At 43.9% G+C, this 22,455-nt stretch carries 22 protein-coding genes; 16 read left to right on the top strand and 6 right to left on the bottom strand.

Going from position 1 to position 22,455, the window contains the following annotated elements; all coding sequences use genetic code 11:
• Positions 1-2: 2 nt before the first annotated feature.
• Together ACDZ28_RS25750 and ACDZ28_RS25745 are read right to left on the bottom strand one after the other, a co-directional pair.
• Positions 3-446, bottom strand: a complete 444-nt coding sequence (locus tag ACDZ28_RS25750) for a DUF441 domain-containing protein (protein WP_042128405.1) — start codon at positions 444-446, stop codon at positions 3-5.
• A gap of 1 nt (position 447) precedes the next feature.
• A complete protein-coding gene (locus ACDZ28_RS25745; RefSeq protein WP_375103115.1) occupies positions 448-1,452 on the bottom strand; it encodes a YpdA family putative bacillithiol disulfide reductase in 1,005 nt (334 codons plus the stop codon).
• A gap of 179 nt (positions 1,453-1,631) precedes the next feature.
• Here ACDZ28_RS25745 and ACDZ28_RS25740 point away from each other — a divergent pair, with 179 nt between their 5' ends.
• From ACDZ28_RS25740 to ACDZ28_RS25720, 5 genes are all read left to right on the top strand, one after another.
• The gene (locus ACDZ28_RS25740; RefSeq protein WP_042128401.1) at positions 1,632-2,228 is read left to right on the top strand and encodes a metalloregulator ArsR/SmtB family transcription factor; all 597 of its coding nucleotides are present in this window, start codon (positions 1,632-1,634) and stop codon (positions 2,226-2,228) included.
• A gap of 121 nt (positions 2,229-2,349) precedes the next feature.
• The gene (locus ACDZ28_RS25735; RefSeq protein WP_042128399.1) at positions 2,350-2,805 is read left to right on the top strand and encodes a DUF3939 domain-containing protein; all 456 of its coding nucleotides are present in this window, start codon (positions 2,350-2,352) and stop codon (positions 2,803-2,805) included.
• A 161-nt stretch (positions 2,806-2,966) separates the two neighbouring features.
• Positions 2,967-3,638 carry an HAD family hydrolase gene (locus ACDZ28_RS25730; protein ID WP_076118770.1) on the top strand — a complete coding sequence of 224 codons (672 nt, stop codon included), beginning with the start codon at positions 2,967-2,969 and terminating at the stop codon, positions 3,636-3,638.
• 490 nt (positions 3,639-4,128) lie between these two features.
• The gene (rsgA, locus tag ACDZ28_RS25725; RefSeq protein WP_375103114.1) at positions 4,129-5,223 is read left to right on the top strand and encodes a ribosome small subunit-dependent GTPase A; all 1,095 of its coding nucleotides are present in this window, start codon (positions 4,129-4,131) and stop codon (positions 5,221-5,223) included.
• Positions 5,224-5,365: 142 nt separating this feature from the next.
• Positions 5,366-6,924, top strand: a protein-coding gene (locus ACDZ28_RS25720; protein WP_139328618.1) for an IS3 family transposase whose coding sequence is annotated in 2 segments (ribosomal slippage) — positions 5,366-5,999 and positions 5,999-6,924 — 1,560 coding nt in all. Because the reading frame shifts where the segments join, the coding sequence is not laid out codon by codon here.
• 94 nt (positions 6,925-7,018) lie between these two features.
• On the opposite strand, the gene ACDZ28_RS25715 is transcribed toward ACDZ28_RS25720, so the two are convergent.
• Positions 7,019-7,645, bottom strand: a complete 627-nt coding sequence (locus ACDZ28_RS25715) for an FMN-dependent NADH-azoreductase (protein WP_042128394.1) — start codon at positions 7,643-7,645, stop codon at positions 7,019-7,021.
• 227 nt (positions 7,646-7,872) lie between these two features.
• Here ACDZ28_RS25715 and ACDZ28_RS25710 point away from each other — a divergent pair, with 227 nt between their 5' ends.
• Positions 7,873-8,010: a hypothetical protein gene (locus ACDZ28_RS25710; RefSeq protein WP_170880275.1), complete on the top strand. Its 138-nt coding sequence runs from the start codon at positions 7,873-7,875 to the stop codon at positions 8,008-8,010.
• A gap of 120 nt (positions 8,011-8,130) precedes the next feature.
• Here the strand turns inward: ACDZ28_RS25710 and ACDZ28_RS25705 are convergent, their stop codons facing one another.
• Positions 8,131-8,370 (bottom strand): hypothetical protein, encoded by a 240-nt coding sequence (locus ACDZ28_RS25705; protein WP_042128392.1) that lies wholly within the window; start codon positions 8,368-8,370, stop codon positions 8,131-8,133.
• Positions 8,371-8,512: 142 nt separating this feature from the next.
• Between ACDZ28_RS25705 and ACDZ28_RS25700 the strand changes: the two genes are divergently transcribed.
• Both ACDZ28_RS25700 and ACDZ28_RS25695 read left to right on the top strand, forming a co-directional pair.
• Positions 8,513-8,848: a hypothetical protein gene (locus ACDZ28_RS25700; protein WP_375103113.1), complete on the top strand. Its 336-nt coding sequence runs from the start codon at positions 8,513-8,515 to the stop codon at positions 8,846-8,848.
• Positions 8,849-8,885: 37 nt separating this feature from the next.
• A complete protein-coding gene (locus ACDZ28_RS25695) occupies positions 8,886-9,182 on the top strand; it encodes a hypothetical protein (protein ID WP_375103112.1) in 297 nt (98 codons plus the stop codon).
• On the opposite strand, the gene ACDZ28_RS25690 is transcribed toward ACDZ28_RS25695, so the two are convergent.
• A complete protein-coding gene (locus tag ACDZ28_RS25690; RefSeq protein ID WP_375103111.1) occupies positions 9,169-10,869 on the bottom strand; it encodes an alpha-amylase family glycosyl hydrolase in 1,701 nt (566 codons plus the stop codon). The genes ACDZ28_RS25695 and ACDZ28_RS25690 overlap by 14 nt on opposite strands.
• Before the next feature lie 272 nt (positions 10,870-11,141).
• Between ACDZ28_RS25690 and ACDZ28_RS25685 the strand changes: the two genes are divergently transcribed.
• The 7 genes from ACDZ28_RS25685 (at position 11,142) to ACDZ28_RS25655 (ending at position 18,497) form a co-directional block, all read left to right on the top strand.
• Positions 11,142-12,164, top strand: a complete 1,023-nt coding sequence (locus tag ACDZ28_RS25685) for an ABC transporter substrate-binding protein (protein WP_042128388.1) — start codon at positions 11,142-11,144, stop codon at positions 12,162-12,164.
• Between the two features lie 53 nt (positions 12,165-12,217).
• On the top strand, positions 12,218-12,994 hold the full coding sequence (locus ACDZ28_RS25680; protein WP_076118762.1) for an ABC transporter ATP-binding protein: 777 nt from the start codon (positions 12,218-12,220) through the stop codon (positions 12,992-12,994).
• Positions 12,994-13,830, top strand: coding sequence for an ABC transporter permease (locus tag ACDZ28_RS25675; RefSeq protein ID WP_375103110.1), 837 nt, complete (start codon positions 12,994-12,996; stop codon positions 13,828-13,830). The genes ACDZ28_RS25680 and ACDZ28_RS25675 overlap by 1 nt, the downstream gene beginning before the upstream one ends.
• A gap of 105 nt (positions 13,831-13,935) precedes the next feature.
• Entirely contained in the window at positions 13,936-14,922 is a 987-nt protein-coding gene (locus tag ACDZ28_RS25670) for an aromatic acid exporter family protein (RefSeq protein WP_042128381.1), read from the top strand.
• Between the two features lie 165 nt (positions 14,923-15,087).
• Positions 15,088-16,110 carry an HD-GYP domain-containing protein gene (locus ACDZ28_RS25665; RefSeq protein ID WP_052414631.1) on the top strand — a complete coding sequence of 341 codons (1,023 nt, stop codon included), beginning with the start codon at positions 15,088-15,090 and terminating at the stop codon, positions 16,108-16,110.
• Positions 16,111-16,335: 225 nt separating this feature from the next.
• Positions 16,336-16,893 carry an outer spore coat protein CotE gene (locus tag ACDZ28_RS25660; protein ID WP_042128379.1) on the top strand — a complete coding sequence of 186 codons (558 nt, stop codon included), beginning with the start codon at positions 16,336-16,338 and terminating at the stop codon, positions 16,891-16,893.
• A gap of 218 nt (positions 16,894-17,111) precedes the next feature.
• Entirely contained in the window at positions 17,112-18,497 is a 1,386-nt protein-coding gene (locus ACDZ28_RS25655) for a hypothetical protein (protein WP_375103109.1), read from the top strand.
• 116 nt (positions 18,498-18,613) lie between these two features.
• Here the strand turns inward: ACDZ28_RS25655 and ACDZ28_RS25650 are convergent, their stop codons facing one another.
• Positions 18,614-19,411, bottom strand: coding sequence for a GNAT family N-acetyltransferase (locus ACDZ28_RS25650; protein WP_375103108.1), 798 nt, complete (start codon positions 19,409-19,411; stop codon positions 18,614-18,616).
• Between the two features lie 275 nt (positions 19,412-19,686).
• Between ACDZ28_RS25650 and mutS the strand changes: the two genes are divergently transcribed.
• On the top strand, positions 19,687-22,437 hold the full coding sequence (gene mutS / locus ACDZ28_RS25645) for a DNA mismatch repair protein MutS (RefSeq protein WP_375103107.1): 2,751 nt from the start codon (positions 19,687-19,689) through the stop codon (positions 22,435-22,437).
• The last annotated feature ends 18 nt before the right edge of the window (positions 22,438-22,455 follow it).

The following is a 22,455-nucleotide window of genomic DNA, read 5'->3' as shown; positions in this document are numbered from 1 at the left end:
TTTTACATTTTGCCAATCAAGAGCGATAATATACCGGCTGCGATAAGCGGTCCTACAGGGACACCCTTGAACAATGCAACGCCTATCACTGTTCCGATCAGGAGACCCGCAACAACTGTGGGCTGGTTGGTCATAAGGATAGCTCCTCGCCCTCCAAGATAAGCGACGAGAATACCGATCGCAATTGCAAGAAGAGACTTCCAGTGAAGGAAGGATTGACCGACCATTTGTAGCGATATTTTTCCGCTGGCCAAAGGTGTCATGACCCCGATCGTAAGAATGATAATCCCGAGGGTTAAACCATATTTTTCAAGCCAAGGGAAGGTCTGCTGCAGCCCAAGAACTCTTAGCAGTAATAGGACGACCATTGCTATTGTTACAGGGGAGTTACTGCTTATAATACCGAGCGCAGCAAGTCCAAGCAAAAGCAAAGAGGTCATGTCCATCTTAAACGTTCAACTCCTTATTGTGAGAACTTCGCTTCGAAAGAATATGATCTGCGATAAGTTTACCATGCCCACGTCCTGTCTCAATAAACACTTCATTCGCATTCCGACCTGATGCAATTACTCCTGCAACATAAAGACCTGGAACATTACTTTCCATACTGGAGGGGTTAAAAGCTGGCTTATCCAGATCATCATCCATAACTACTCCCGCTGAAGTGAGAAGCACCCGGCTAGGGCGGAAGCCTGTCAAAGCAAGGACGAAATCATTATCTATGGATTTCTTATCTCCATTGTGACTTGTAACGATGACCGAATTAGCCGTAATTTCAGTAACACGTGATTCCAAATGAAGGGTGATCCTTCCCTTTTGTACCATCCCTTCAAAGATTGGCCGAACCCAAGGTTTAATATTCGAGGAAATGCTCTCACCACGATAGACCATATCTACTGTAGCTCCAACACGCATAAGCTCCAGCGCTGCATCTACGGCGGAATTACTTCCACCTATTACTGTAACCTTCATCCCAGTATATGGATGGGCTTCGCCGAAATAGTGGGTAACCTTAGGAAGCTCTTCACCTGGAATACCGATCATATTCGGTTGATCAAAATAACCTGTAGCTATTACTACATTCGCGGTAATCCGTGTTTGATGCTCACCCCGCATATTGGACGTATGTACAGCAAAGGTTCCATCCTCCAAAGGCTCAATGGACGTCGCTTCTTCGTAAGCGGCGATATCTAGACCATACTGTTTCGCAGCCCGGCGGTAATAGACAAGTGCTTCATGACGGTACGGTTTATCATTAGTCGAGGTGAAAGGAACGTCTCCGATCTCCAATAGCTCAGCTGTACTGAAGAATTGCATATTTGTTGGATACAAATAAATGGAGTGAACAATAAAGCTTTTTTCAATAATGAGACTGGACAGTCCTTGGCGCTGGCATTCAATAGCTGCCGAGAGGCCGCAAGGACCTGCACCGATAATAATTACATCTTTCATACAGCGGGTTACCTCCTGATTGTTACTATCTTTTCTTTAAATCCTACCCTAAATTCATTCATTTTGCCATAAGCATAGGATTAAACATAATATCCATTGCAACCGTAATGTTGATTGTTATATAATTAGATATATATCTAATGAGAATGTAGCTTACGAAAGTGAGGAGTGTGATTCCGATGCAGTTGGAAAAAATAGTGAACTATCATAAAGCTTTGGCTGACCCAACACGTTTGCGTTTATTGCTGCTTCTGTCACAAGGAGAAATGCATGGACAAGCGCTGGCTGAAAAATTGAATTTATCGCAACCGACAGTAACTCATCATGCTGCGAAATTGCGGGAAGCGGCTTTAATTAAGGAGCGGCGCGACAAGAATACCGTTTATTTTAAGTTGAATCCGGAGTTCATTAGTAGTGGCGCTGAGGCTTCACTTCAGTTTATTTTTTCGAAAGGAGCGAGAAATATGGAAGAGAAATCACCTGAGAATAGTCTAAAAGAGTCTGTGCTTCGTAATTTTTTCTCGAAGGATGGACGGCTACGGCAAATCCCGGCACAGTATAAAAAGAAATTGATCGCCCTTCAGTACATGGTTGAGAAGCTAGAACCTAGGGTAGTTTATACTGAAAAGGAAATTAACGAGTTTATTAAGCAGTTTCATGAGGATTTTGCTACCATTCGGCGTGAATTTATTATGCATCAGTTTATGTATCGAGAGAATGATAAATATGAGCTTAATCCCCGAGAAATATGGACTCGTTGGGAAGATGTCAAATAATGATCATAAAATTGTTAACAATTTGTGTCGAATGGAAATATGCTGATTAAGAAGGAGGAATTCGAATATAATAGAATTGTAAGCGTTAACAAAGATAGTTTTTCGAAAGGAGACTTGTCTTATGTTTTTCAAACGCATAAAAAAACAACCCCAATCCGATCACATTACCGTTACCTTGAATCAAGTCAAACAGGCAATCAGACAATTTGAAGAAGATATGCCTGCGCTCATTAATAGAACAGCCTTAATCCTTGACGACAAAAGAATAGATTTGAGTCGACTAAAACGATATTTAGGTGGAGTTCCAGACCAGAATTTCTATATGTCACGTGAGACATATGAAGTTTTCGAGGAAGAAGATAAGCTGGTTCCCTATTATCTTGATATGGTTCAGTCTGCTGTCGATAATTACATCAGTGATACAGGTCAGCTGCCTCTTGTTGAAGATTCTTGGTTGCCAGAGGTTCATTATCGATTGCTGGCCACAGAAAGTTATCTCAAAGAAACCCCTCCTTTCCCACTGTATATCACAGAAGAGGAAATGATGCTGACACATCGAGCGGAGCATTTTGAGTAAATGAATAAATCTAATATAAATCTTATAAAGACTGTTCGGTAGAAGGGGAGACAGCTAATCCTTTTTACAGAATGGTCTTTTCATTGTCTTAAAAGGCATAGTACAATAGATTACTGAAAGTTCAATTCTTAAAATCAACAGCATATAAGGGGAATCGCTTGATGAAAGAAGTACAAGCCATATTATTTGATTTAGATAATACTTTAATGGATCGTGACAATACATTTCGCAGTTTTTGTACTCAGTTTGTGCAAGATTTTCTAGGACATTTGGAACCTGCGGAAGCTCAGGATGTAATAGAGGATATGATCTATAGAGATGCTGATGGATACCGTGATAAAGACGGATTTTTCATTGAGCTAAGCGAGATACTGCCATGGGAAACGCCAGTTACAGCTGAGCATATTCGTGCGTATTACGATGCGAGCTATATCAATCATGGCGCAACGATGAAAGATGCTGTAGATATTCTGAAGTTCTGCAAAGACCGTGGTTATATTCTTGGTCTCGTTACCAACGGCAAAGTAGAAATTCAGAATACCAAAATTGATACACTTGGCCTACGAGAGTACTTTAAGGCTATTGTCATATCCGGAGAAGTAGGAATTGCTAAGCCCGATCCTAAGATTTATCAACTTGCATTAGACAGACTGGGGGTTACTGCTGATCAGACATTGTTTATTGGAGATCATCCAGTGAATGACATCTGGGGTGCTGGCAAAGCAGGACTTCAAGGGATTTGGCTGCAAAGGAAACATGCCTGGGATGATCAATTAGACATTCAACCTTGGAAGATGATTCGTGAGTTGAATGAGCTTAGGTCTATTTTGTAATCATATAGAAATTTGTAGTTGACATTATAAGGCAGCACCGATTATGATAACAACATCTTATTTCGGAAGGAGACGATGTTTTATGACAGTTTTAAATGTAATGAACTCAACTGTTGTGGATACGTGTCTTCCGGGAACAGCGGCTGCCGAATAAGTTATTCGTGCAGTTTAGCAGATAAGCTCTATTACGCTTATTAGAGTCGCGGGAACCGTATTGGGTCCGGCGGCTTTTTTGCGTGTATAGAACCGATAGGATTTTGTAGTTAAATGCCTATTTGTCTATATATCGCACGGGAAAATGAACTTATCCTAGCCTTTACGATAAGACACTTTTCTGATTGTGTATGCACTTCCTGTCCTTTTCGTCCTAGAAGAGTACATGAAGTGTGGACCGCCGCCGGATTCTTAAATTCCGGCGGCTTTTTGTGTTCTCGGAAAATGCTGGTAGGACAAAAAAATAAACCTTTAACAGATCTTTAGGAGGATTTAAATGACTAACATACAGCAATATGGTTGGAATGAAAATTGGAGTTCAAAATGGGATGAAAGATGGAAACAGTCGGAGAATAATAAACAGTTAGTTCCCGGACGAATTGTAGGTGATTTCGGAAGTAAGTATAGAGTAATGACTGATATGGGAGAGACATGGGGTGAACTATCAGGAAAGCTGAGACATACATTTGTGGCTTCAGGTGACTTTCCTGCGATCGGTGATTGGGTAGCACTTTCAATGCAGGATGGGGGTGAGCATGGGATTATACATGGGTTATTGCCTCGACATAGTGTCATCTCACGTAAGGTAGCAGGTAACACACAGGAGGAACAAATTGTTGCTTCGAATGTAGATACCTTATTTTTGGTCAGTGCTTTGAATGATGACTTTAATGTTCGGCGGATGGAGAGATACCTGATTATGGCGTGGAATAGTGGGGCAAATCCAGTCATTCTGCTGACCAAAGCGGATCTTTGTTCAGATGCAGATCGTAAAATCGCGGAAATGGAAAGCGCCGCCCCAGGTGTATCAGTTCATGCAGTTAGTACACTGCAGGATAATGGCCGTGAGAAACTGCTGCCTTACATCGGCAGTGGACAGACAGTGGCTCTAACGGGCTCATCAGGCTGTGGTAAATCAACGATGGTCAACTGGCTATGCGGAAAGAACCTTCAGCTTACACAGGATGTTAGAGAAGGAGATAGCCGCGGACGCCATACCACTACTCACCGTGAATTGTTTGTTATGCCGGACGGAGGAATTATTGTGGACACACCAGGGATGCGTGAGCTACAGCTCTGGGAAGATGAAGGTGGATTAGATCTGGCGTTCAGTGATATTAGCAGTTTTGCTGCAGCCTGTCGGTTTAGTAATTGCAGCCATGAACGTGAAGAGGGCTGTGCAGTGCTTGAAGCGGTTCGAACTGGTGAGCTGGAAGAGAAGAGACTGCTAAACTACCGAAAGACTCAGCGGGAGCTGTTGTACCAAAGCACCAAAGAAGTGAAGCTCAAGAGAAAAAGTGCTGCTTCCTCAAAAGTTAGTTCTTCAAGAACCAGAGGATACGGGTGGCGCAAAGAATTGGATGAGTATTAGAAGAATTGCTAAAGACAGTAACATTGATGGTAGTAATTTACTAATAAGAAAAAAATTCAAAAAGGGTGACCCTGTTGATATGCTCCCCATATAGTAGACAGGCGAAATAATAAAAACCTGCTGCTGTATGGGGAGTATTTTTATGGAACAAAAGAAGTATACGGCACTCGAAAAATTAACGGTTCTCCAAGAAATTGAACGGGGCGACATTGGTTTGAAAGCTGCGGCCCGAAAGTATGGATTATCCAAAAACTCTATAGTGAAGTGGCGGCAACGTTATCAATTGTATGGGTACGAAGGGCTGGAAGTTCGAAGCCACAACCGTACGTATTCCGCAGAACTTAAACTCCATGCCGTTAAGGATTATCTCGAGGGAGGATTGTCACAAAACCAAATCATCTGCAAGTATAAGATTGCAAGTTCAACCCAACTCGCCAACTGGATTAGGAAGTATAATGGTCATAGCAACAGCTTAACAGCTCATTCAGGAGGATCTAAAGCTATGACCAAAGGACGCGTAACCACTTGGCAGGAACGGATAGATATCGTGCTGTACTGCCTTTCGAACGGAGAAGACTACACGAAGGCGGCAAGCCATTTCCACGTGTCTTACCAACAAATATATAGCTGGGTAAAGAAGTACGAAGCAGGCGGTGAAGAGGCGTTACGTGACGGCAGAGGACGTACTAAAGCGCCCGAAGAACTTACGGAAGCAGCTCGCCACAAACTCGCGATGCAAAAGCTGGAGTACGAGAATGCACGCCTGCGTGCGGAGAATGCTTTTCTAAAAAAGTTAGAGGAACTCGAAAGGAGGAGACGTTAAGAACCATTCGCCAGGAGAACATCTACCTGGCCATTCAAGCCGTTCAACAGGAACAGTCTTGCTCCATTCGACTTATGTGTGACATCGTAGGGATTTCACGGTCAAGTTACTATAAATGGTTGAATCGCAAACCTAGTTCCCGAGAGACCGAAAACGAGAAACTGACAGAGGCTATGCTTCTCTTGTATGAGAAGGTGGAACGAACCTTTGGGTATCGTCAATTGACCCTGCATTTGCGCAGACAAATGAACAAATCTATTAACGCAAAACGAGTATACCGACTCATGAGACGCCAAGGTATCCAGTCTGTCATCCGCAGAAAGAGAAAGAAGTATGTAGGCTCCACGCCTCAGCAGGTCGCGGAGAATGTGCTAAACCGTAATTTTGAGGCGGAAGCTCCAAACCAAAAATGGGTAACGGATGTAACTGAATTCAAATACGGCAAGGGTAAGAAGGCGTATTTAAGTGCAATAAAAGATCTGTATGACAATTCCATTGTTGCTTACGTTCTGGGCCATTCCAATAATAATTCGCTAGTTTTTAACACGCTGGAATTAGCATTACAGGCAGCGCCGGAGAGCCGAACCTTACTCCATAGCGACCGCGGTTTCCAGTATACCTCTCTGCATTTTAAGAAGATGCTGGACGATTCACAACTGAAGCAAAGCATGTCCCGAGTAGGCTGTTGCATTGACAATGGGCCGATGGAATCCTTCTGGGGAACAATGAAATGTGAGAAGTACCACTTACATACCTACCAGACCTTTGAAGAACTCCAAACAGATATTGATACCTACATTCACTTTTACAATAACGAACGGTTACAGGCAAAATTAAACGGCCTCAGTCCCATTGAATTTAGGACTAAGGCCGCTTAAACTACTTTTATTTTTTGTACTGTCTACTTGACGGGGTGCAGTTCACTGTGCTCAGGGTCACCCTTTATATTGAATTGGCTCTTATAGGCTTGTATTAGAACGATGCAGCAGTTTCCTTAGCCAATTGTAATCCGTTCTCAATGATTTCAGCGGATTGTGCAGGAAGTTGGTTGTGACCTTCGATGATTACTTGTGTAATATCTTTGATACCCCAAAGGTTAAGGTTACCAACGATGAAGTTTACAGCCATTTCAGCACTTGCTGCAGGGCCTTCGGAATAAATGCCACCTCTAGCGTTCAGAACAATTGCTTTTTTACCTGTCAAAAGACCAACTGGACCTTCAGCAGTGTAAGAGAATGTTTTGCCAGCTTGGCAAAGGTAATCGACATAAGTGTGCAATACAGCTGGTACGGTCATGTTCCACAGTGGGAAACCGAATACTACTTTATCAGCAGCAATAAACTGTTCCAAATATTTATTTACTACAGCAGCACCTGCAGCTTCTTCAGCGGTTAGTTCGTAACCTTGAGCAGCTTTGTACATACCAGTGATCAGGGTATTGTCGTAGTAAGGAAGTTGTTCTGCGAACAGATCAAGTTCAGTGATTTCATCTTCTGGATTGTTAAGTTTGTAGTTCTCCAAGAATTCATTGTAGAGCTTAACACTTACGGATTGTTCTGCTGGACGGTTGTTTGCTTTAATAAATAGAACTTTAGACATTATGATTGCTCCCTTGGATGTGTGTATTTAATATTAACTATAAATAATATAGCATGTATTCTTTTGTTTGTAAATTATTATTTTGTAATAGTTTTTTGGGAATTGAGGAGTTTAATAAAAGTGCTAAAGTTTAAAAAAAAGAATTTCCGGTTAATAAACATACAAGGAAACAGGAAAAATTTCCCTATATCCATGAGTATCTGAATGAATTAAAAGGAGCGATGGACATGTCCATTGATCGGTTTATCATTAAGAAATTGGATAGCTGTCACGAAGAGCATACACGCCAAAATTTAGTGAGCCTCTTTAAGCTTCGAATACAGAAGGCTGAAAAAGCAGAAGATAAGAACTATAAGATTAGCTGAAATTGACTTATACTCGTAATTCACTAAATCTGCAAAATTAAAAACAGCAAGTCTCATTCAGAGACTTGCTGTTTAGTCTGCTAAAAGGTGAAAAAACTTTACAAAAAAACTACCCCTCTATTAATAGAGGGATAGCGCCAATGAATCATTCTCACTATAACTGTGCAATATAGCCTCAGAGCCTTTAATTTCGATACTAATCAGAGAATTCAGGCATTTCTGGATGGCATTTTTGCCCTTTTGAATTTTGAGCTCCAACGTACTGTTAAGTAATCTAAGTACTTTCTGAGTGGGCTGTTTATTTTCTGTTGTGAAATACACAGGTACAAGTTTGTTCTGAAAAGTGATGAGCATTCTCATTTTGAAGACACCTCGCTAAAAGTATTTCATGTTAATGATAATACCCTTTGTTTCTTAATTTTACCTTAAAATTAGCTTATGATAACATAAAGATTGTTATATTAATATACATATATATGTAATACAGGAAGGATACAATGATGTGAATGACAATGGAGTAACGGATTTAACGCATTTTTTATTCCCAGATGGGATAGAGGGGGAAGTAATAAGGGATCAGTTACATAAAGCTTCTACCGCAGACCGGATCTGTAGATTGAAATATAAAGAAAAGGAGAAGATGAAGGACCTTTGTCTCCAAGTACATAAAGATCGAATATTAGTAATCTGCAATAGTAAACCAGAATCCCTGCCCTATGAATTAAAGGACGAAAGTGAAACGGAGAGCTTTTGTCTTCAGCTGTTCGAATGTGTGAACACGAAGGAGCTCTACAATCGTGGGATTCCGGCATTACTAATGTCAAAAAAAAAGATTTGAAGAGCTGAGAAGAAGCTCTTGCTCATCCACGTTGCAAATGCTTTCAGATTGTTTAGCCGCAGAGACAGGGGATGATGTACATTCCATCCAACTAGCACGGGTGATGAAGTGCTTCATGGCAGAAGGAGAATTACGACTCTGCACATCCAGTGATAGTGGATGGATGTTTCAAAAAGCTCGCTTCATGGGTGATCATTCCAGTGGCTGGTTGTTACGAATGAGCAGCGATCCAACCAAAGACTGGCTTATAGCCCTCCCGATTACAAAAGCTCAATTATGCGGTTCAGTAACAAAATGGGTGTTGCATGCCTCCTCATTTCTTACTCCACAATAGCTGTTGAATAAGGAGGGAGGGTGAGTTGATCTGAATTCAAGGTCGACTTGATAGTAATGGTCTTTAGGATCTTGGAATAAGAGAAACCCTCGACATTGGGATGTAGAACAATGGTTTGTTCTTTTCCAGTAAGGTTATGAACGACGAGCACCTGATTCTGTGTTGTTAGTCGTTCGTAAGCCATAACCCCGGTATTGCCAGATGCATAGTCACGGATACCTCCATCCCGGAGCGCTGGGACCTCATTTCTTAATGCAATGAGTTCGCGATATCTTCCAAGCAGTGAGCTACTGTCATTTAACTGGCTCTCAACATCAACGTTGATCGCACCCGCATTATTACTTCCCGGCTCCCACGTAGTCTGCCCCTCTCCTTGATCGGCTGCCACCCATCTCATAGGCTCTCTAAGGCCTTCATCTGGCTTCACACCTAGCATTCCAATTTCTTCACCATAATAGATAAAAGGATTTCCGGGCAAAGTTAACAGTAGGGCTGCTGCCATTTTTGCATGATTTGGGTTGTTGTCTAATTGACTCATGACTCTGTTTTGATCATGATTCGTTAAGAAAGTAGCATCGGTAAATTGATTGTCGGATATTTTGGAGTACAATTTATACGTTCGCTCTAGCGTAAAAGCAGTCCCGCTGTCTTTTTCAGTTTTTACAGAATTGACTAGTGTTTCTGCTAATCCAAAGTTAAAGCTTGAGTCAAAGGCTTGATCTAAATAAGCCCCGACGGTGACAGCAGAATTTTCCCATACCTCACCCACTATATATGCCTCAGGATTAACTTCATTCATGGCTTTGCGGAACTCCTGCCACCAGGATACATTTTTAGCCGTAGTAGCCTCAGTTTTGTCACTCAACAGATCTTCATAGATATGCTTCGCAGCATCCAGTCGGAATCCGTCCACACCTTGCTCGAGCCAAAACTTTCCTATGTCCTTCATTTCCGTACGAACCTCAGCATTATCGAAATTTAGATCTGGCATGCCTTCCCAAAAGCCGCCCAGATAATGACTGCCAAGTAAAGAATGCCACGCATTGCCTCCGCCCGCAGCGCTGGCTCCGTTTGCGGCACGGCCTTGATCTTCAGCCCAGACGTACCAATCTCGATATTTGCTATCTGTGTTTTTAGCCGAATCTACGAACCATGGGTGTTCTTTGGAGGTATGATTCACAACCAGATCCATAATGATTTTAATTCCTCGTTTATGCGCTTCTGTAATAAGCTCTTGAAAATCCTCAAGTGTCCCATAATCAGGATTTATCGAAAGATAATCGGTTACATCATAGCCATGATAGCTCGGCGATGGGTTGATGGGCATAAGCCAAATCCCACCGATTCCCAAATCGTTGTTGGTCTCAGGATTCCCGTCATTTAAGTAATCTAACTTTTGGGTGATTCCTTTGAGATCTCCGATGCCATCCCCGTCTGAATCATAGAAGGAACGAACAAATAATTCATAATAAACCGTAGAGGGCTGTTCGTCCACCGTAGCTATGACTTTTGTAGCTTGAGGGGTAGCGGGGGGTTGAACTGAGTCTGTTTTAGGGGAAGGAGAAGCAATGGATGCTTTGTTGCCTGCATCTCCAGAACAACTGGTCAGCAGTAATGCGGTTAGGCTAATGCCTACCAGATTAAATATTATGTTTTTTTTGGTTATGGATGTAGCACTTTTATACATATGAACTAACCCCTTTTGCCGCAATTTTCCGATACAAGAAATAGAAAGCGCTTTATTTCCTATAGTACTCGAATGCATCCCTATTGGTAAAACGTTTGCACAGATACAAAAACAGCAAATTAATCGATATTTATCCATTATTCCAATGAAAATTGCTAATATCATGGTTATTCTTGGATTTCCCTATGTTATTGGAGGTTTTAACCTTTTTGTAGGCATCTGCATATGCTTTAAGCAAGGGCGAAGGACCCGGTAAGAAAGGAGAATGAAGAATGAAGATTAGGAAAAAGCTGTCATTGTCGCTCATGATCATTACTTTATGCTTTTCAGTGCTTGCCGGTTGCGGCGGAAAGTCAGAGATGGTGAAGGTGAAGATTGGTGAAGTCACACGTTCTGTCTTTTATGCACCCGAATATGTTGCTTTATCACAAAATTTCTTTAAAGATGAAGGACTTGACGTAGAACTACAGACGATCCCCGGTGGAGATAAAACTATGACTGCACTCCTCTCTGGCGCCATCGATGTGGCATTGGTAGGTTCTGAAACCTCTATTTATGTGTATCAGCAGGGCTCAGATGATCCGGTCATTAATTTTGCACAGCTGACTCAGAGGGATGGAACGTTCCTGTTTGCCCGTAAAGCTGACGGTGAGTTTAACTGGGATAAAGTGAAGGGGTCTACCTTCCTTGGTCAAAGAAAAGGCGGAATGCCACAAATGGCAGGCGCGTTTACTTTATCTAAAAAAGGAATAGATCCTGCCAAAGACATCACCTTGATCCAAAATATTGACTTTGCCAATATTGCAGGTGCTTTTGCTTCAGGTACTGGCGATTATGTGCAGTTGTTTGAACCTCAGGCTTCAATCTTTGAACGTGAGGGACGAGGGGAAGTAGTGGCTTCGTTTGGAGTCGAGAGCGGCTATTTACCTTACACCGTGTTTATGTCTAAGAATAGCTATATTAGTAAAAATGGAGACACGGTACAGAAGTTCACGAATGCGATCCAGCGTGCTCAGCTTTGGGTGAAAGAACATAGCCCTGAAGAAATTGCAGATGCGATTATGACTTATTTTGATAAAACAGATAGAGACATCGTGGTTTCTGCAGTCAAACGTTATAAGGAACAGGATACCTATGCGGTTAATCCAATTATAGATAATGAAGAATGGAACAATTTGCTTGATGTCATCGATCTTGCTGGCGAGCTTAAAGAACGCGTTCCCGCTGACAAAATAGTGAATAACAGTTTTGCTGAGAAAGCTGAGAAGAATATAAAGAGTAGCACTTCAAAATAAGAGAGAACCAAAGATCCTAAATAAGATGTGTAAACATGAAGGAGGGGCTGACAATGCCTCCAGTAGTGCAATTAAAGGGAGTAACGCATGCCTATCTTGGCGACCGTGAAGCATCACTGGCCGTTGAGGACCTGAACCTTAATGTCGAGCAAGGAGAGTTCGTTAGCCTAGTAGGTCCAAGTGGTTGTGGCAAGACGACTCTCCTATCGATTATTGCAGGACTGCTGCAGCCATCTCAGGGCGAAGTATTCGTAAACGGTCAAACCATTACGGGGCCTTCACCAGAGGTTGGGTATATGCTGCAGCAGGATTATCTTTTTCCTTGGCGGAGTATATTGGACAATGCGATTTTGGGTCTGGAGCTGACTGGAAGCTTGAACGAGGAGAGCAGAAAGCGGACCTTGGAGCTGCTTAGGGAGATGGGCTTAGAGGGAAAAGAGCATGCTTATCCTTCTCAGTTATCAGGTGGGATGCGGCAAAGAGTGGCTCTGGTACGTACCTTGGCTACGAATCCTGGACTACTTCTACTAGACGAGCCGTTCTCGGCGCTGGATTATCAGATTAAATTACAACTGGAAGATTTGGTCTCTGAGACCTTACGCAGCAGAGGAACGACTGCAATATTAGTCACGCATGATCTATCTGAAGCAATTGCAGTAAGCAGCAGTGTTATTCTTCTACAACGAAATCCGGGGAAGATCCGCAAAGTATTCTCAGTGCCAGAGCAAATCCGAACAGCACCTCCGCTGTTTGCACGTGATCAGCCAGGCTTTTCGGAGCTTTTTCATGAGATATGGAAAGAGATGGAGATTGCAGGGAGGGAAAGCTAATGAAGCATACGGAGCAATCGGGGTTATTAGCTTCCCGTGAACAGTGGCTACAGCAGATGCATGGTGATTATAAAAAAACGAAGCACCGGTGGCGCAATCGTGTAAATGTTGTAAGGGGCAGCCTGTTACTATTGTTTTTTGTTCTCTGGGAAGCAGGAGCAAGAATGGGCTGGATTGATGAGCTACTGTTTAGCTATCCTACAAAAGTCTTTCGCCAAATCTGGGGAGATATGGTTAGCGGGAGCTTGTGGCCGCATCTGGGGATGACGGTAGGTGAGACTGCGGTAGGCTTTGTACTGGGAACGCTGTTAGGGACACTGCTGGCTGTGATTATTTGGTGGTCTCCTTTTTTATCAGCAGTACTTGATCCGTATATGGTCGTATTTAACAGTATGCCGAAGGTGGCGCTGGGGCCGATTTTTATCGTCATGTTCGGGGCCGGATTCACTGCTATCGTTGTTACCACTTTATCTATAACGGTGATTATTACGACGCTTGTTGTTTACAACAGCTTTTGCAGTGTAGATCCTAATCTGGTCAAGGTGGTTCGTTCCTTTGGAGCTTCCAGAGTTCAGGTGTTCTTTAAAGTGATTCTGCCTGCTTCATTCCCAACGGTGGTGTCCACCCTCAAGGTGAATGTGGGGATGTCATGGGTAGGGGTTATTGTAGGGGAATTTCTAGTCGCAAAATCTGGTCTGGGCTATCTGATTATTTATGGCTTCCAGGTTTTTAACTTCACTCTCGTGATGTCCAGTCTTTTGATTATCGCGGCAGTGGCAACGGCGATGTATCAAATAGTGGTATATCTAGAGAAACGATTGCTATCAAGACGATGATCCTGATGTAATATTGTGTCCGTACACAAAATCTTGTAACATGTCTATATCTTTACCTATATATTGGATAGTGTTTGTATAGTGTTTGTAAGGAGAGATAGGGTTATGGGATTTCGTGTGATTAAAACAGCAGCAGCTACTTTATTATCCGTACTAGTTGCTTCTGCAGTGGGTATACCTAACGCACAGAGTGCAGGCTTGTTGGCAATTTTAGGTGTAGAGGTTACTTTGAAAAGGAGTTTCCGAACGATAACGGCTCGTTTTTTAGCCTCGCTCGTGGGACTCTTTTTTGGCTGCATCCTATTCTGGCTTCTAGGGTTCCATTACTGGGTACTTGGGCTGTATGTACTCGTAGGCTTTCCGATGATCGTAAAGTCTGGCTACAAAGAGGGGATCGTCACCAGCTCGGTTATCGTGTTTCGCGTGTTTGGACAAGCTGAACTGTCGCTCCATGTCCTGCTGCAGCAAATTGAGCTTTTGGCTATAGGACTAGGTTCAGCAGGATTGGTAAACTTGGTTTACATGCCTCAGACGGGTGGAGTTATTTATGGGATCCGTAAGGAAGTGGATCGTTATTTCTCAGTTATTTTTACTCAGATGGCCCGTACGCTTCGAGACCCTTTGTATATTTGGGACGGTAAAGAATTAATTGATGCAGATAATGCAGTGCAGCGGGGACTAACGGCAGCTACCCGTGAGATGGAGAATCATGTTATTCATCCTGATGAAGCATGGAATGTCTATTTCTATATGCGGAAGGAGCAACTGGAATCGATTCAAAGTATGATGCAGCTGCTGTCTCAAGTGTATCGCCACTTACCGCATGGGGAGATGGTTGCCGAATTGTTCGACCAGCTTAGCGGGGATGTGCTTGCAGAGGAATATACTGGACGAACTGAACATCTGCTGGACGAGCTAACACGAGAATTCGAAGAAATGGATCTGCCGGAGACACGTGAGGAATTTGAAGTACGGTCAGCTATTCTTCAGTTATGTAGGGAATTGGCACTTTATTTAAAGATCGCTAAGCGGCATAAAATACCGGTCAGTTACAAGCCGGAGAAACGTCTTAGCATACGAAAAAAAGCTTAAACTGAGGCTTTAATAAAGTGAAGTATTAACTATCTCTGTCAAAATCACGATAAGATATGTATGAACTAAAAGTTAATCACAAGATAGGATTAACGATTTTATGGTGAGTTCAAATAATAGCAGGAAGTTCGGTAGTCGAATTTTCCGCATTGGCAGGTGAGGCGTATGGACAAAGTTATGGAATCATTTATCGGAAAACAACTTATAGCTAACCTTTTTAATGACAAAGGTGTATTTGTTTTACCCGCATTGACTTTATTAAGTGCTGAGCATATACGATTAATCAGTCAACATAAGATCACGTTAGAGTCACATGACGTCGTGCAGCTGGACAGCGCGGAGTTTTTCCAACTAGCCATTGATGATTGCACAGCTGCAATAGAGAATATTTTTGAACAGATTCGACATAACAAAAACAAAAGAATTCCTATGCTTGAAGTTAGAAATGAAGTCATTCCGTTTATACAGCAGGTAAGCGAAAAAAATGATTTTTATGGCGTATTGGCTGCATTGCAGTCCAAGGATGATTATACATATAGACATAATGTAGCGGTTGGCATTTTATCTACTTTGCTAGGGAAATGGCTAAAATTAAAGCCTGAGGATTTGAGTATGCTGACGATCGCTGCGACTCTGCACGATATCGGCAAAATGAGGATTCCGGATGAATTACTAACTAGACCGGGCCCGTTGACCAATGAAGAGTATCAGCTTATGAAAAAGCATACGACCTATGGTTACGAGATGATCCGGGACACTATTGGAACCAATCATATGCAAGCGCTCGTCGCCCTGCAGCATCATGAAAGAATGGACGGCAGCGGTTACCCGTTCGGCGTTCTTGGAAATCGGATCACTGATTTCAGTAAAATTGTTGCTGTCGCAGACGTGTTCCATGCAATGACATCCGACCGTTTTTATCGTAAAGCATCCCCTCTATATGAAGTATTGTTGCAAATGGAGGAAAATGTGTTTGGTAAGCTTGACCCTTATATTTGTAGAGTCTTTATTAATAAGTTAATGCAGTCAATGATAGGGAATGAAGTGGAATTGACAGATGGACGGACAGGAAAAATCATAATGATTCTTGCTACGGATCCACTGCGCCCGCTCGTGAATATTGATGAGGACTTTATTGACTTAAGTAAACATAGATCACTTGGTATTGTACGCGTAATCCCGCAATAGCGCGCTTTATAAGGTTTTTTTAACGTTCAGAATGGATATGTAATAGGCTGGACCATTTTTATAATCTACTCATATCTGTACAAATTTTGAAATAAAATGAACTATGAGTCTTCTGATAAGACCTTTTGGAGGGCTTACTCAAATAAATTTATAGACTAACAATCAACAAATGCCTAGAACCTGCATACACTTGATAGTGAATGATTGTATGGAGGAGGTTTAAAGATGTCATTAAGCCATAAACGTCAAACAAGGGAGATCATTACGAAGGCAATTTGCGGCAAAGGTCGTAAGTTCTCTACAGCAACCCATACCGTGACTCCGCCACATCATCCGACTAGTATTCTGGGGGCTTGGATTATCAACCACCAGTACGAAGCGGTTGCCGCCGGGAACGGAATCGAAGTAATTGGTACTTACGATGTAAACATCTGGTACTCGTACGACAAGAACAAGCAGACCGAGGTAGCTAAAGAAACGGTCTCCTATGTGGAGCTCATTCCGCTCTCGTACCTGGACACGAGACACCGCACTTCTACCGTTGAGGTCTCTGCGGAGGCAACGCAGGAACCCAACTGTGTAGAAGCGGGCGTATCGCCAGGCGGAGGCAGTGTGACACTTCGCGTAGAGCGCGAATTCGAAGTGGAGTTGGTGGCTGAGACCAAAGTCCGTGTGTATGTTACTGAGCAAAGTGATGATCCGGAAGACAAGGATTATGATTTTGACGGTGATAGCTTCGATTACGATGATCTGGACCCTGACAATCTGGATGATGAACTGTAAGGAAGGATGCGCCGCCGCTAACTGAGTATCGATGGGTTATGGTCCATTATATGTAGGAGGGGCGGCGGCGTAGAGGGCGAATGCCCTCCTTTTTTTTATTTATTTTTAGGAAATCGGATGCATCTAGTGAGAATTGGTTCGAATTCAGGGCAGTAAGATGTGAAGGAGCTAGTGCTGAGCTTTCAATCTCGGGTGTAAGGGATGGAGGGGCGAGAGAAATGAATGAAGGCTATAAAGTGTATTCGGGATTGTCAGCAGCGCAGAGAGAGTCTAGGTTACTTAGGAGTGGTATTGAAGCGACGTTGTTGTCGTCTGCAAAACAGATCCTGTCGCGAAAAAAAGGCACAAAAACATCGATACAGACGCAGAGAAACCAGACCTCTGATGAAAGAACTCGTTTAGCCGATACATATGGTGCTTCGTCTTTCGAAAAGGCTCATAAACAGTGCTATAACATACTCGTATATAATCTGAACGTTCTTCAGATCACTCCACTTGGAGCAGGTTTAGGGATGCGAGCAGCCTTAGATGTGTTTTCCGGGGGATTAAATGAGGATCGCTTTGATAACAGTGAATCAATGAGCAGTGCCTCAAGAGAGTGGCGCGGGGTGATGAAATTGCTTCAGCGTATTGCTGTTCGAACTTTATACAGCTTGGGGCTGGATAGTGGTGAAGTACTATTGAGGGCAATGGGGAACCGGAGGTATGTTGTGGAGAGAGTTACTCCACTTTTACAGATTTCCGGCAAATCATTGCCTGAGCCATATCGTTCCGCAGCATTAGCGCTGGAACGGAAGCTTGCTCTGGAGCAGCCAGGCCGCAGTGGCCTGCTCATGGGCATGGACCCGGAGTTCATCATCCTCCGGGAATCCACCGGCCGCGTCGTGCCTGCGTCGCGGTACTTGCCCACGGACGGCGTCGCTGGCTGCGACGCCGGACCTCCGGGAACGCGGGGCGTGTTCCCGGTCGCCGAGCTGCGCCCCCAGCCGCGCGGGGAACCGCGCGCGCTGCTGGCGCAGCTGATGTCCGCCGCGGCCACGGCGGACCGGCTCATCGCTGACCGCACGCTGCGCTGGCGGGCGGGAGGCATGCCGCTGACGGGCTGGGCCCTCGGCGGCCATTTGCACTTCAGCGGCGTGACGCTGACAGCGCCGCTGCTGCGCGCGCTCGATAACTATCTCGCGCTGCCCATGCTTTTGCTTGAGGACGTCCGCGCGGGAGCGCGTCGTCCTCGTTACGGCGTGCTCGGCGATTTCCGGACTCAGCCGCATGGCGGCTTTGAGTATCGGACCTTGCCGAGCTTCCTGGTATCCCCGGTCATCGCTAAAGGCGCGGTCTATCTGGCTCATCTAATCGTGAGCCATTATGAAGACCTGACGCTGCGCCCGCTCGACCGGGAAGACCTGCATATCGCCTACTACGTCGGCGATAAATCCCCGCTGCGCGACGCAGTACCCCCTCTGCTGGCGCAGCTGCGCGCTCTAGGCGGCTACGAGATGGCCGCCCAACACATAGAGCCTTTGTTTCAATATATCGCCGCTGAACGAACGTGGGATGAATCTCGCGATATCCGTGAGCTTTGGTGCAGCAAAGTTAAAGGTTGAGCTTTTATTTCAAAATATTAGAAAGTGTTAGTTTTTCACATATTCCTTATATCTATTATTTCTCGCATAAACGCCTTGGGCGTCCTTATTAGGACGCCCAAGGCGTTTATGCTTGTCTACATGTACATGATGCTCCAAGAACCGATATCCTGAAATCCAAGACGTTTGTAAATAACCCCGGCATGAGGGTTGTCATAAAAGAGGCATAAAGATTTCCCTTCATGGAGCAGGTCTGTACATAGCTGTGCAACTACGCTTGTAGCCAATCCTTGCTCTCTGAATGCTTGATGCGTGGCAACCCCTACGATCATAGCCGACATGGAATTTTCTGCCGATGTTGAGGCTGTTGCAATTACCTGATCTTCACATTTCATATAATACGTGCGGCCTGTACCACTCGCCAATGTTTTACGTAGGCTAGTTCTCGATCCGTCCCGACTGCTTTCAAACTCTTCTATAGTATCTGTAAGCGAGCAAATCGCTTCTACATCCTGAACGGTTGCTTTTTTAATGTTTTCAGTAGGTGGAATGGATGCTTTAATTATAGGGTTCATTTCCTTTAGTTCAGCAAAGTACAATTGCTTTTCTTGTTTAAAGTCAACCACTCCGTCAAAGGCTTTTACCACTTCGGTTACACCGGAAATCATATGAATATCGTTATCTTTTCGCATGATTGTAGCGAATCCCTCGACATCAAACGGCCCATCTGCATAGGGAAGATAGCTTCTATAAAAACGCAAAAGAACGGCTCTCATCCGACCATTCGTTGAATCTATCTCCCCCCATAATGTCATGAAATCCTGTTCAAACCCGAAATTCTCTACATCTCCGATGATAAATAAATTAAGAGCCGGCTCTTTCCGCAGCAATGCCATTAGTAGTTCCCGATCATCCTCCGTGAGTCTTCGTATCATCTGATATTCTCCTTTGATTTTCTTATGAGTTGACACTCTGTGTTAAGATTTTACAATATTAAAATGCAGAAGAATATACCTCTTTCTAAGGAACAATGGATGCTTGAAAAATAAACAAACGGTAATACCCATTATGCCTTAGTAATTGTGTGAGATTTCTTGATTTTTTACCTGAGGATTGAATAGGATGAACTTCCATGAGGTCGCAGGGTGACTTTGTACGCCGACTTTCTGTTATAATGGAGGACAGCAATAAATAGGCATGGAGGTTGACCATGGCACAATATACGCCGATGATTGAGCAATATTTGAAAGTAAAGGAAGGGGCAAAGGATGCCTTCCTATTTTTTAGACTGGGCGATTTTTATGAAATGTTCTTTGAAGATGCCATTTTGGCTTCCAAGGAGCTTGAAATTACGTTGACAGGTCGCGAAGGCGGGGGCGCAGAGAAGATCCCGATGTGTGGAGTACCTTATCACGCCGCCGAGGGTTATATTCAGCGTCTGATTGAAAAAGGATATAAAGTCGCCATTTGTGAGCAGTTAGAGGATGCTTCCGTCACTAAGGGAATGGTGAAGCGGGATATCGTACGTGTCGTGACACCGGGAACGGTTATGGATGGAAAAATCATTGCCGACAAAAGTAACAATTATCTCGTTTGTGTAACCGAAAGTGATGGGATGATGGCGTTAGCCGCTTGTGATTTAACAACAGGTGAATTGTATGTTACTTCAGTTTTATCTGGTGGAGAGTGGCTGCGCGATGAGATTGGTATTTATGAACCGGCCGAGATCATCGGAGACCCAGCTTTATTGGAACTTTTACGCAGTGAAATGCCTCTGTTAGCGAAGCCTGTGGTGTACACACCTTGGGAGAAACGCGAAGAGGAACTGGCACGCCGTCAATTTGGTGAAGCTGCATGGGTACGTTTGGAGAAAGAACGCGGACAATGTCTAGCGCTGCTGATCTCCTATCTAAACGAGACGCAACGACGTTCAATGGGACAGCTTAGTCAAATTTCCCCTTATGAACCAGGCAATTATATGATTCTTGATCCCTTCACGCGCCGAAATCTGGAACTTACTGAGACGGTCCGAGAACGATCTAAAAAAGGATCTCTCCTGTGGCTTCTAGACCGTACCGAAACATCCATGGGTGCGCGCTTGTTACGTCGTAGAATTGATAAGCCGCTGTTGCAGCGAGCTCCGATCGAACGTCGCCTAGAAGCGGTTGATTATTTGTACAATCAGTTTATTGTTCGGGAGGACCTGCGTTTAGCGTTGAAGGAAATTTATGATTTAGAGCGGCTGGTAGGTCGAATTGCCTTTGGTAGTGCGAATGGTCGTGACATGAATGCTTTGAAGCTATCGCTGGCACAAATCCCTGCTTTGAAGGAATTATGTATGACTTCGGGGTCTGCAACCTTACGCGAGATTGGTGCGAGTATGGATGAATGCGCCGAGATCCGGGAGGATATCGACCGAGCAATTGTAGAGGATGCGCCGGTGTCCGTACGAGACGGAGGTATTATCCGGTCTGGTTATCATGCCCGGTTGGACGAGCTGCGGGAAGCTAGCAGTAATGGTAAACGTTGGATTGCTGAACTGGAAGCGAAGGAACGGCAAGTCACTGGCATTAAATCACTGAAGATCGGCTATAACAAAATCTTCGGTTATTTCATAGAGATTACCAAATCCAATCTGGCCGCGTTGCCGGAAGGGCGTTATGAACGTAAGCAGACGCTTGCAAATGCAGAGCGTTTTGTTACACCAGAGCTTAAGGAAAAAGAGGCACTGATTCTTGAAGCGCAAGATAAAATGACAGATTTGGAGTACAGCCTGTTTACTGAACTGCGTGATCGAATCAGCAGCCAAATACCGCGACTGCAGAATCTTGCAGAAAAGGTAGCGGAAATTGATGTGTATCAATGTCTGGCAGCTGTGAGTGCAGAGCATCGCTTCGTGAAACCAGTCCTATCCGATGGGTACGATCTTCGACTTGAAGGCGGTCGCCATCCTGTCGTAGAGGCTGTGTTAAAAGACTCGGCGTTTATAGCAAACGGAAGTACGCTCAGTAAGGAAGAGGGAAATATTCTTTTAATCACTGGTCCTAATATGGCTGGGAAAAGTACCTATATGCGTCAGGTTGCACTTATTTGCATTATGGCTCAGATTGGTTGTTTCGTTCCGGCATCCAGTGCAGAAGTACCTCTTATTGATCGGATCTTCACACGTATTGGGGCAGCCGATGATTTGATCGGTGGTCAGAGTACATTTATGGTAGAAATGGCCGACATTCAGGTCATGACAGAGAAAGCAACCGCCCGGAGTTTGATCATAATAGATGAACTTGGTAGAGGAACTTCGACTAGTGAGGGTATGGCGATCGCACAGGCGGTGATTGAGTATGTGCACGATACCATTTCTTGCAAAGCTTTAGTTTCAACGCATTTTCATGAGTTGGCTCACTTAGAAGAAAGTCTTAAAGGGCTTAAGAATTATTCTATGGCCGTTCAAGAGAGTGGCGATAAAGTAAACTTCCTGCGTAAGCTCGTTCCGGGAGCGGCAGACAGCAGTTATGGAATTTATTGTGCACGTCTTGCCGGGCTTCCTGAAGGCATTATTGATCGTGCTTACGGTCTACTTCAGAGCATCGAGCAGGCAGCGCATCCGGGAGGGTCCTCAATACATTATGGCGGTGGACTAGAGAGTCATGCCGCTGTAAAAGAGATCGCAGCAACATCATCTATCCAACATTCCGATAGCCTTATCGCTGAAACGTCAGGAATTCCTACGGGTTCTTCAGTAGGAAATGAAGTTGTTCAACTGTCTATCTTTGGTGAGGAAGAACCGCGTAAGAATCGCAAAGGTAGTTCAAGTCAGGCGGTAGTAGGATCTGAAGTACAAGAGAACCCTGCAATAAAAGAATTTATCACTTCTGTACGTAACGCAGATCTTATGAATATGACTCCGCTTCAGGCTATGAGTCTGCTGAATGATCTGAAGATGAAAGCGAAGGATCTTTAATAATTGATTGCCTAAATA

This window comes from Paenibacillus sp. RS8 (genome assembly GCF_041956825.1).
Taxonomy (GTDB): Bacteria; Bacillota; Bacilli; order Paenibacillales; family Paenibacillaceae; genus Paenibacillus_AQ.
The sequence above is the reverse complement of the archived record's forward strand: the minus strand, read 5'-3'. Positions and strand labels throughout refer to the sequence as shown.

Excerpts from the sequence above, each read along its gene's own strand:
- ACDZ28_RS25670 (WP_042128381.1), top strand. The coding sequence starts at position 13,936 with ATGGGATTTCGTGTGATTAAAACAGCAGCAGCTACTTTATTATCCGTA.
- ACDZ28_RS25730 (WP_076118770.1), top strand. The coding sequence starts at position 2,967 with ATGAAAGAAGTACAAGCCATATTATTTGATTTAGATAATACTTTAATG.
- ACDZ28_RS25705 (WP_042128392.1), bottom strand. The coding sequence starts at position 8,370 with ATGAGAATGCTCATCACTTTTCAGAACAAACTTGTACCTGTGTATTTC.
- ACDZ28_RS25680 (WP_076118762.1), top strand. The coding sequence starts at position 12,218 with ATGCCTCCAGTAGTGCAATTAAAGGGAGTAACGCATGCCTATCTTGGC.
- rsgA (WP_375103114.1), top strand. The coding sequence starts at position 4,129 with ATGACTAACATACAGCAATATGGTTGGAATGAAAATTGGAGTTCAAAA.
- ACDZ28_RS25735 (WP_042128399.1), top strand. The coding sequence starts at position 2,350 with ATGTTTTTCAAACGCATAAAAAAACAACCCCAATCCGATCACATTACC.
- ACDZ28_RS25745 (WP_375103115.1), bottom strand. The coding sequence starts at position 1,452 with ATGAAAGATGTAATTATTATCGGTGCAGGTCCTTGCGGCCTCTCGGCA.
- ACDZ28_RS25665 (WP_052414631.1), top strand. The coding sequence starts at position 15,088 with ATGGACAAAGTTATGGAATCATTTATCGGAAAACAACTTATAGCTAAC.
- mutS (WP_375103107.1), top strand. The coding sequence starts at position 19,687 with ATGGCACAATATACGCCGATGATTGAGCAATATTTGAAAGTAAAGGAA.
- ACDZ28_RS25650 (WP_375103108.1), bottom strand. The coding sequence starts at position 19,411 with ATGATACGAAGACTCACGGAGGATGATCGGGAACTACTAATGGCATTG.
- ACDZ28_RS25655 (WP_375103109.1), top strand. The coding sequence starts at position 17,112 with ATGAATGAAGGCTATAAAGTGTATTCGGGATTGTCAGCAGCGCAGAGA.
- ACDZ28_RS25695 (WP_375103112.1), top strand. The coding sequence starts at position 8,886 with ATGCTTTCAGATTGTTTAGCCGCAGAGACAGGGGATGATGTACATTCC.
- ACDZ28_RS25750 (WP_042128405.1), bottom strand. The coding sequence starts at position 446 with ATGGACATGACCTCTTTGCTTTTGCTTGGACTTGCTGCGCTCGGTATT.
- ACDZ28_RS25715 (WP_042128394.1), bottom strand. The coding sequence starts at position 7,645 with ATGTCTAAAGTTCTATTTATTAAAGCAAACAACCGTCCAGCAGAACAA.
- ACDZ28_RS25685 (WP_042128388.1), top strand. The coding sequence starts at position 11,142 with ATGAAGATTAGGAAAAAGCTGTCATTGTCGCTCATGATCATTACTTTA.
- ACDZ28_RS25690 (WP_375103111.1), bottom strand. The coding sequence starts at position 10,869 with ATGTATAAAAGTGCTACATCCATAACCAAAAAAAACATAATATTTAAT.
- ACDZ28_RS25740 (WP_042128401.1), top strand. The coding sequence starts at position 1,632 with ATGCAGTTGGAAAAAATAGTGAACTATCATAAAGCTTTGGCTGACCCA.
- ACDZ28_RS25660 (WP_042128379.1), top strand. The coding sequence starts at position 16,336 with ATGTCATTAAGCCATAAACGTCAAACAAGGGAGATCATTACGAAGGCA.
- ACDZ28_RS25675 (WP_375103110.1), top strand. The coding sequence starts at position 12,994 with ATGAAGCATACGGAGCAATCGGGGTTATTAGCTTCCCGTGAACAGTGG.
- ACDZ28_RS25710 (WP_170880275.1), top strand. The coding sequence starts at position 7,873 with ATGTCCATTGATCGGTTTATCATTAAGAAATTGGATAGCTGTCACGAA.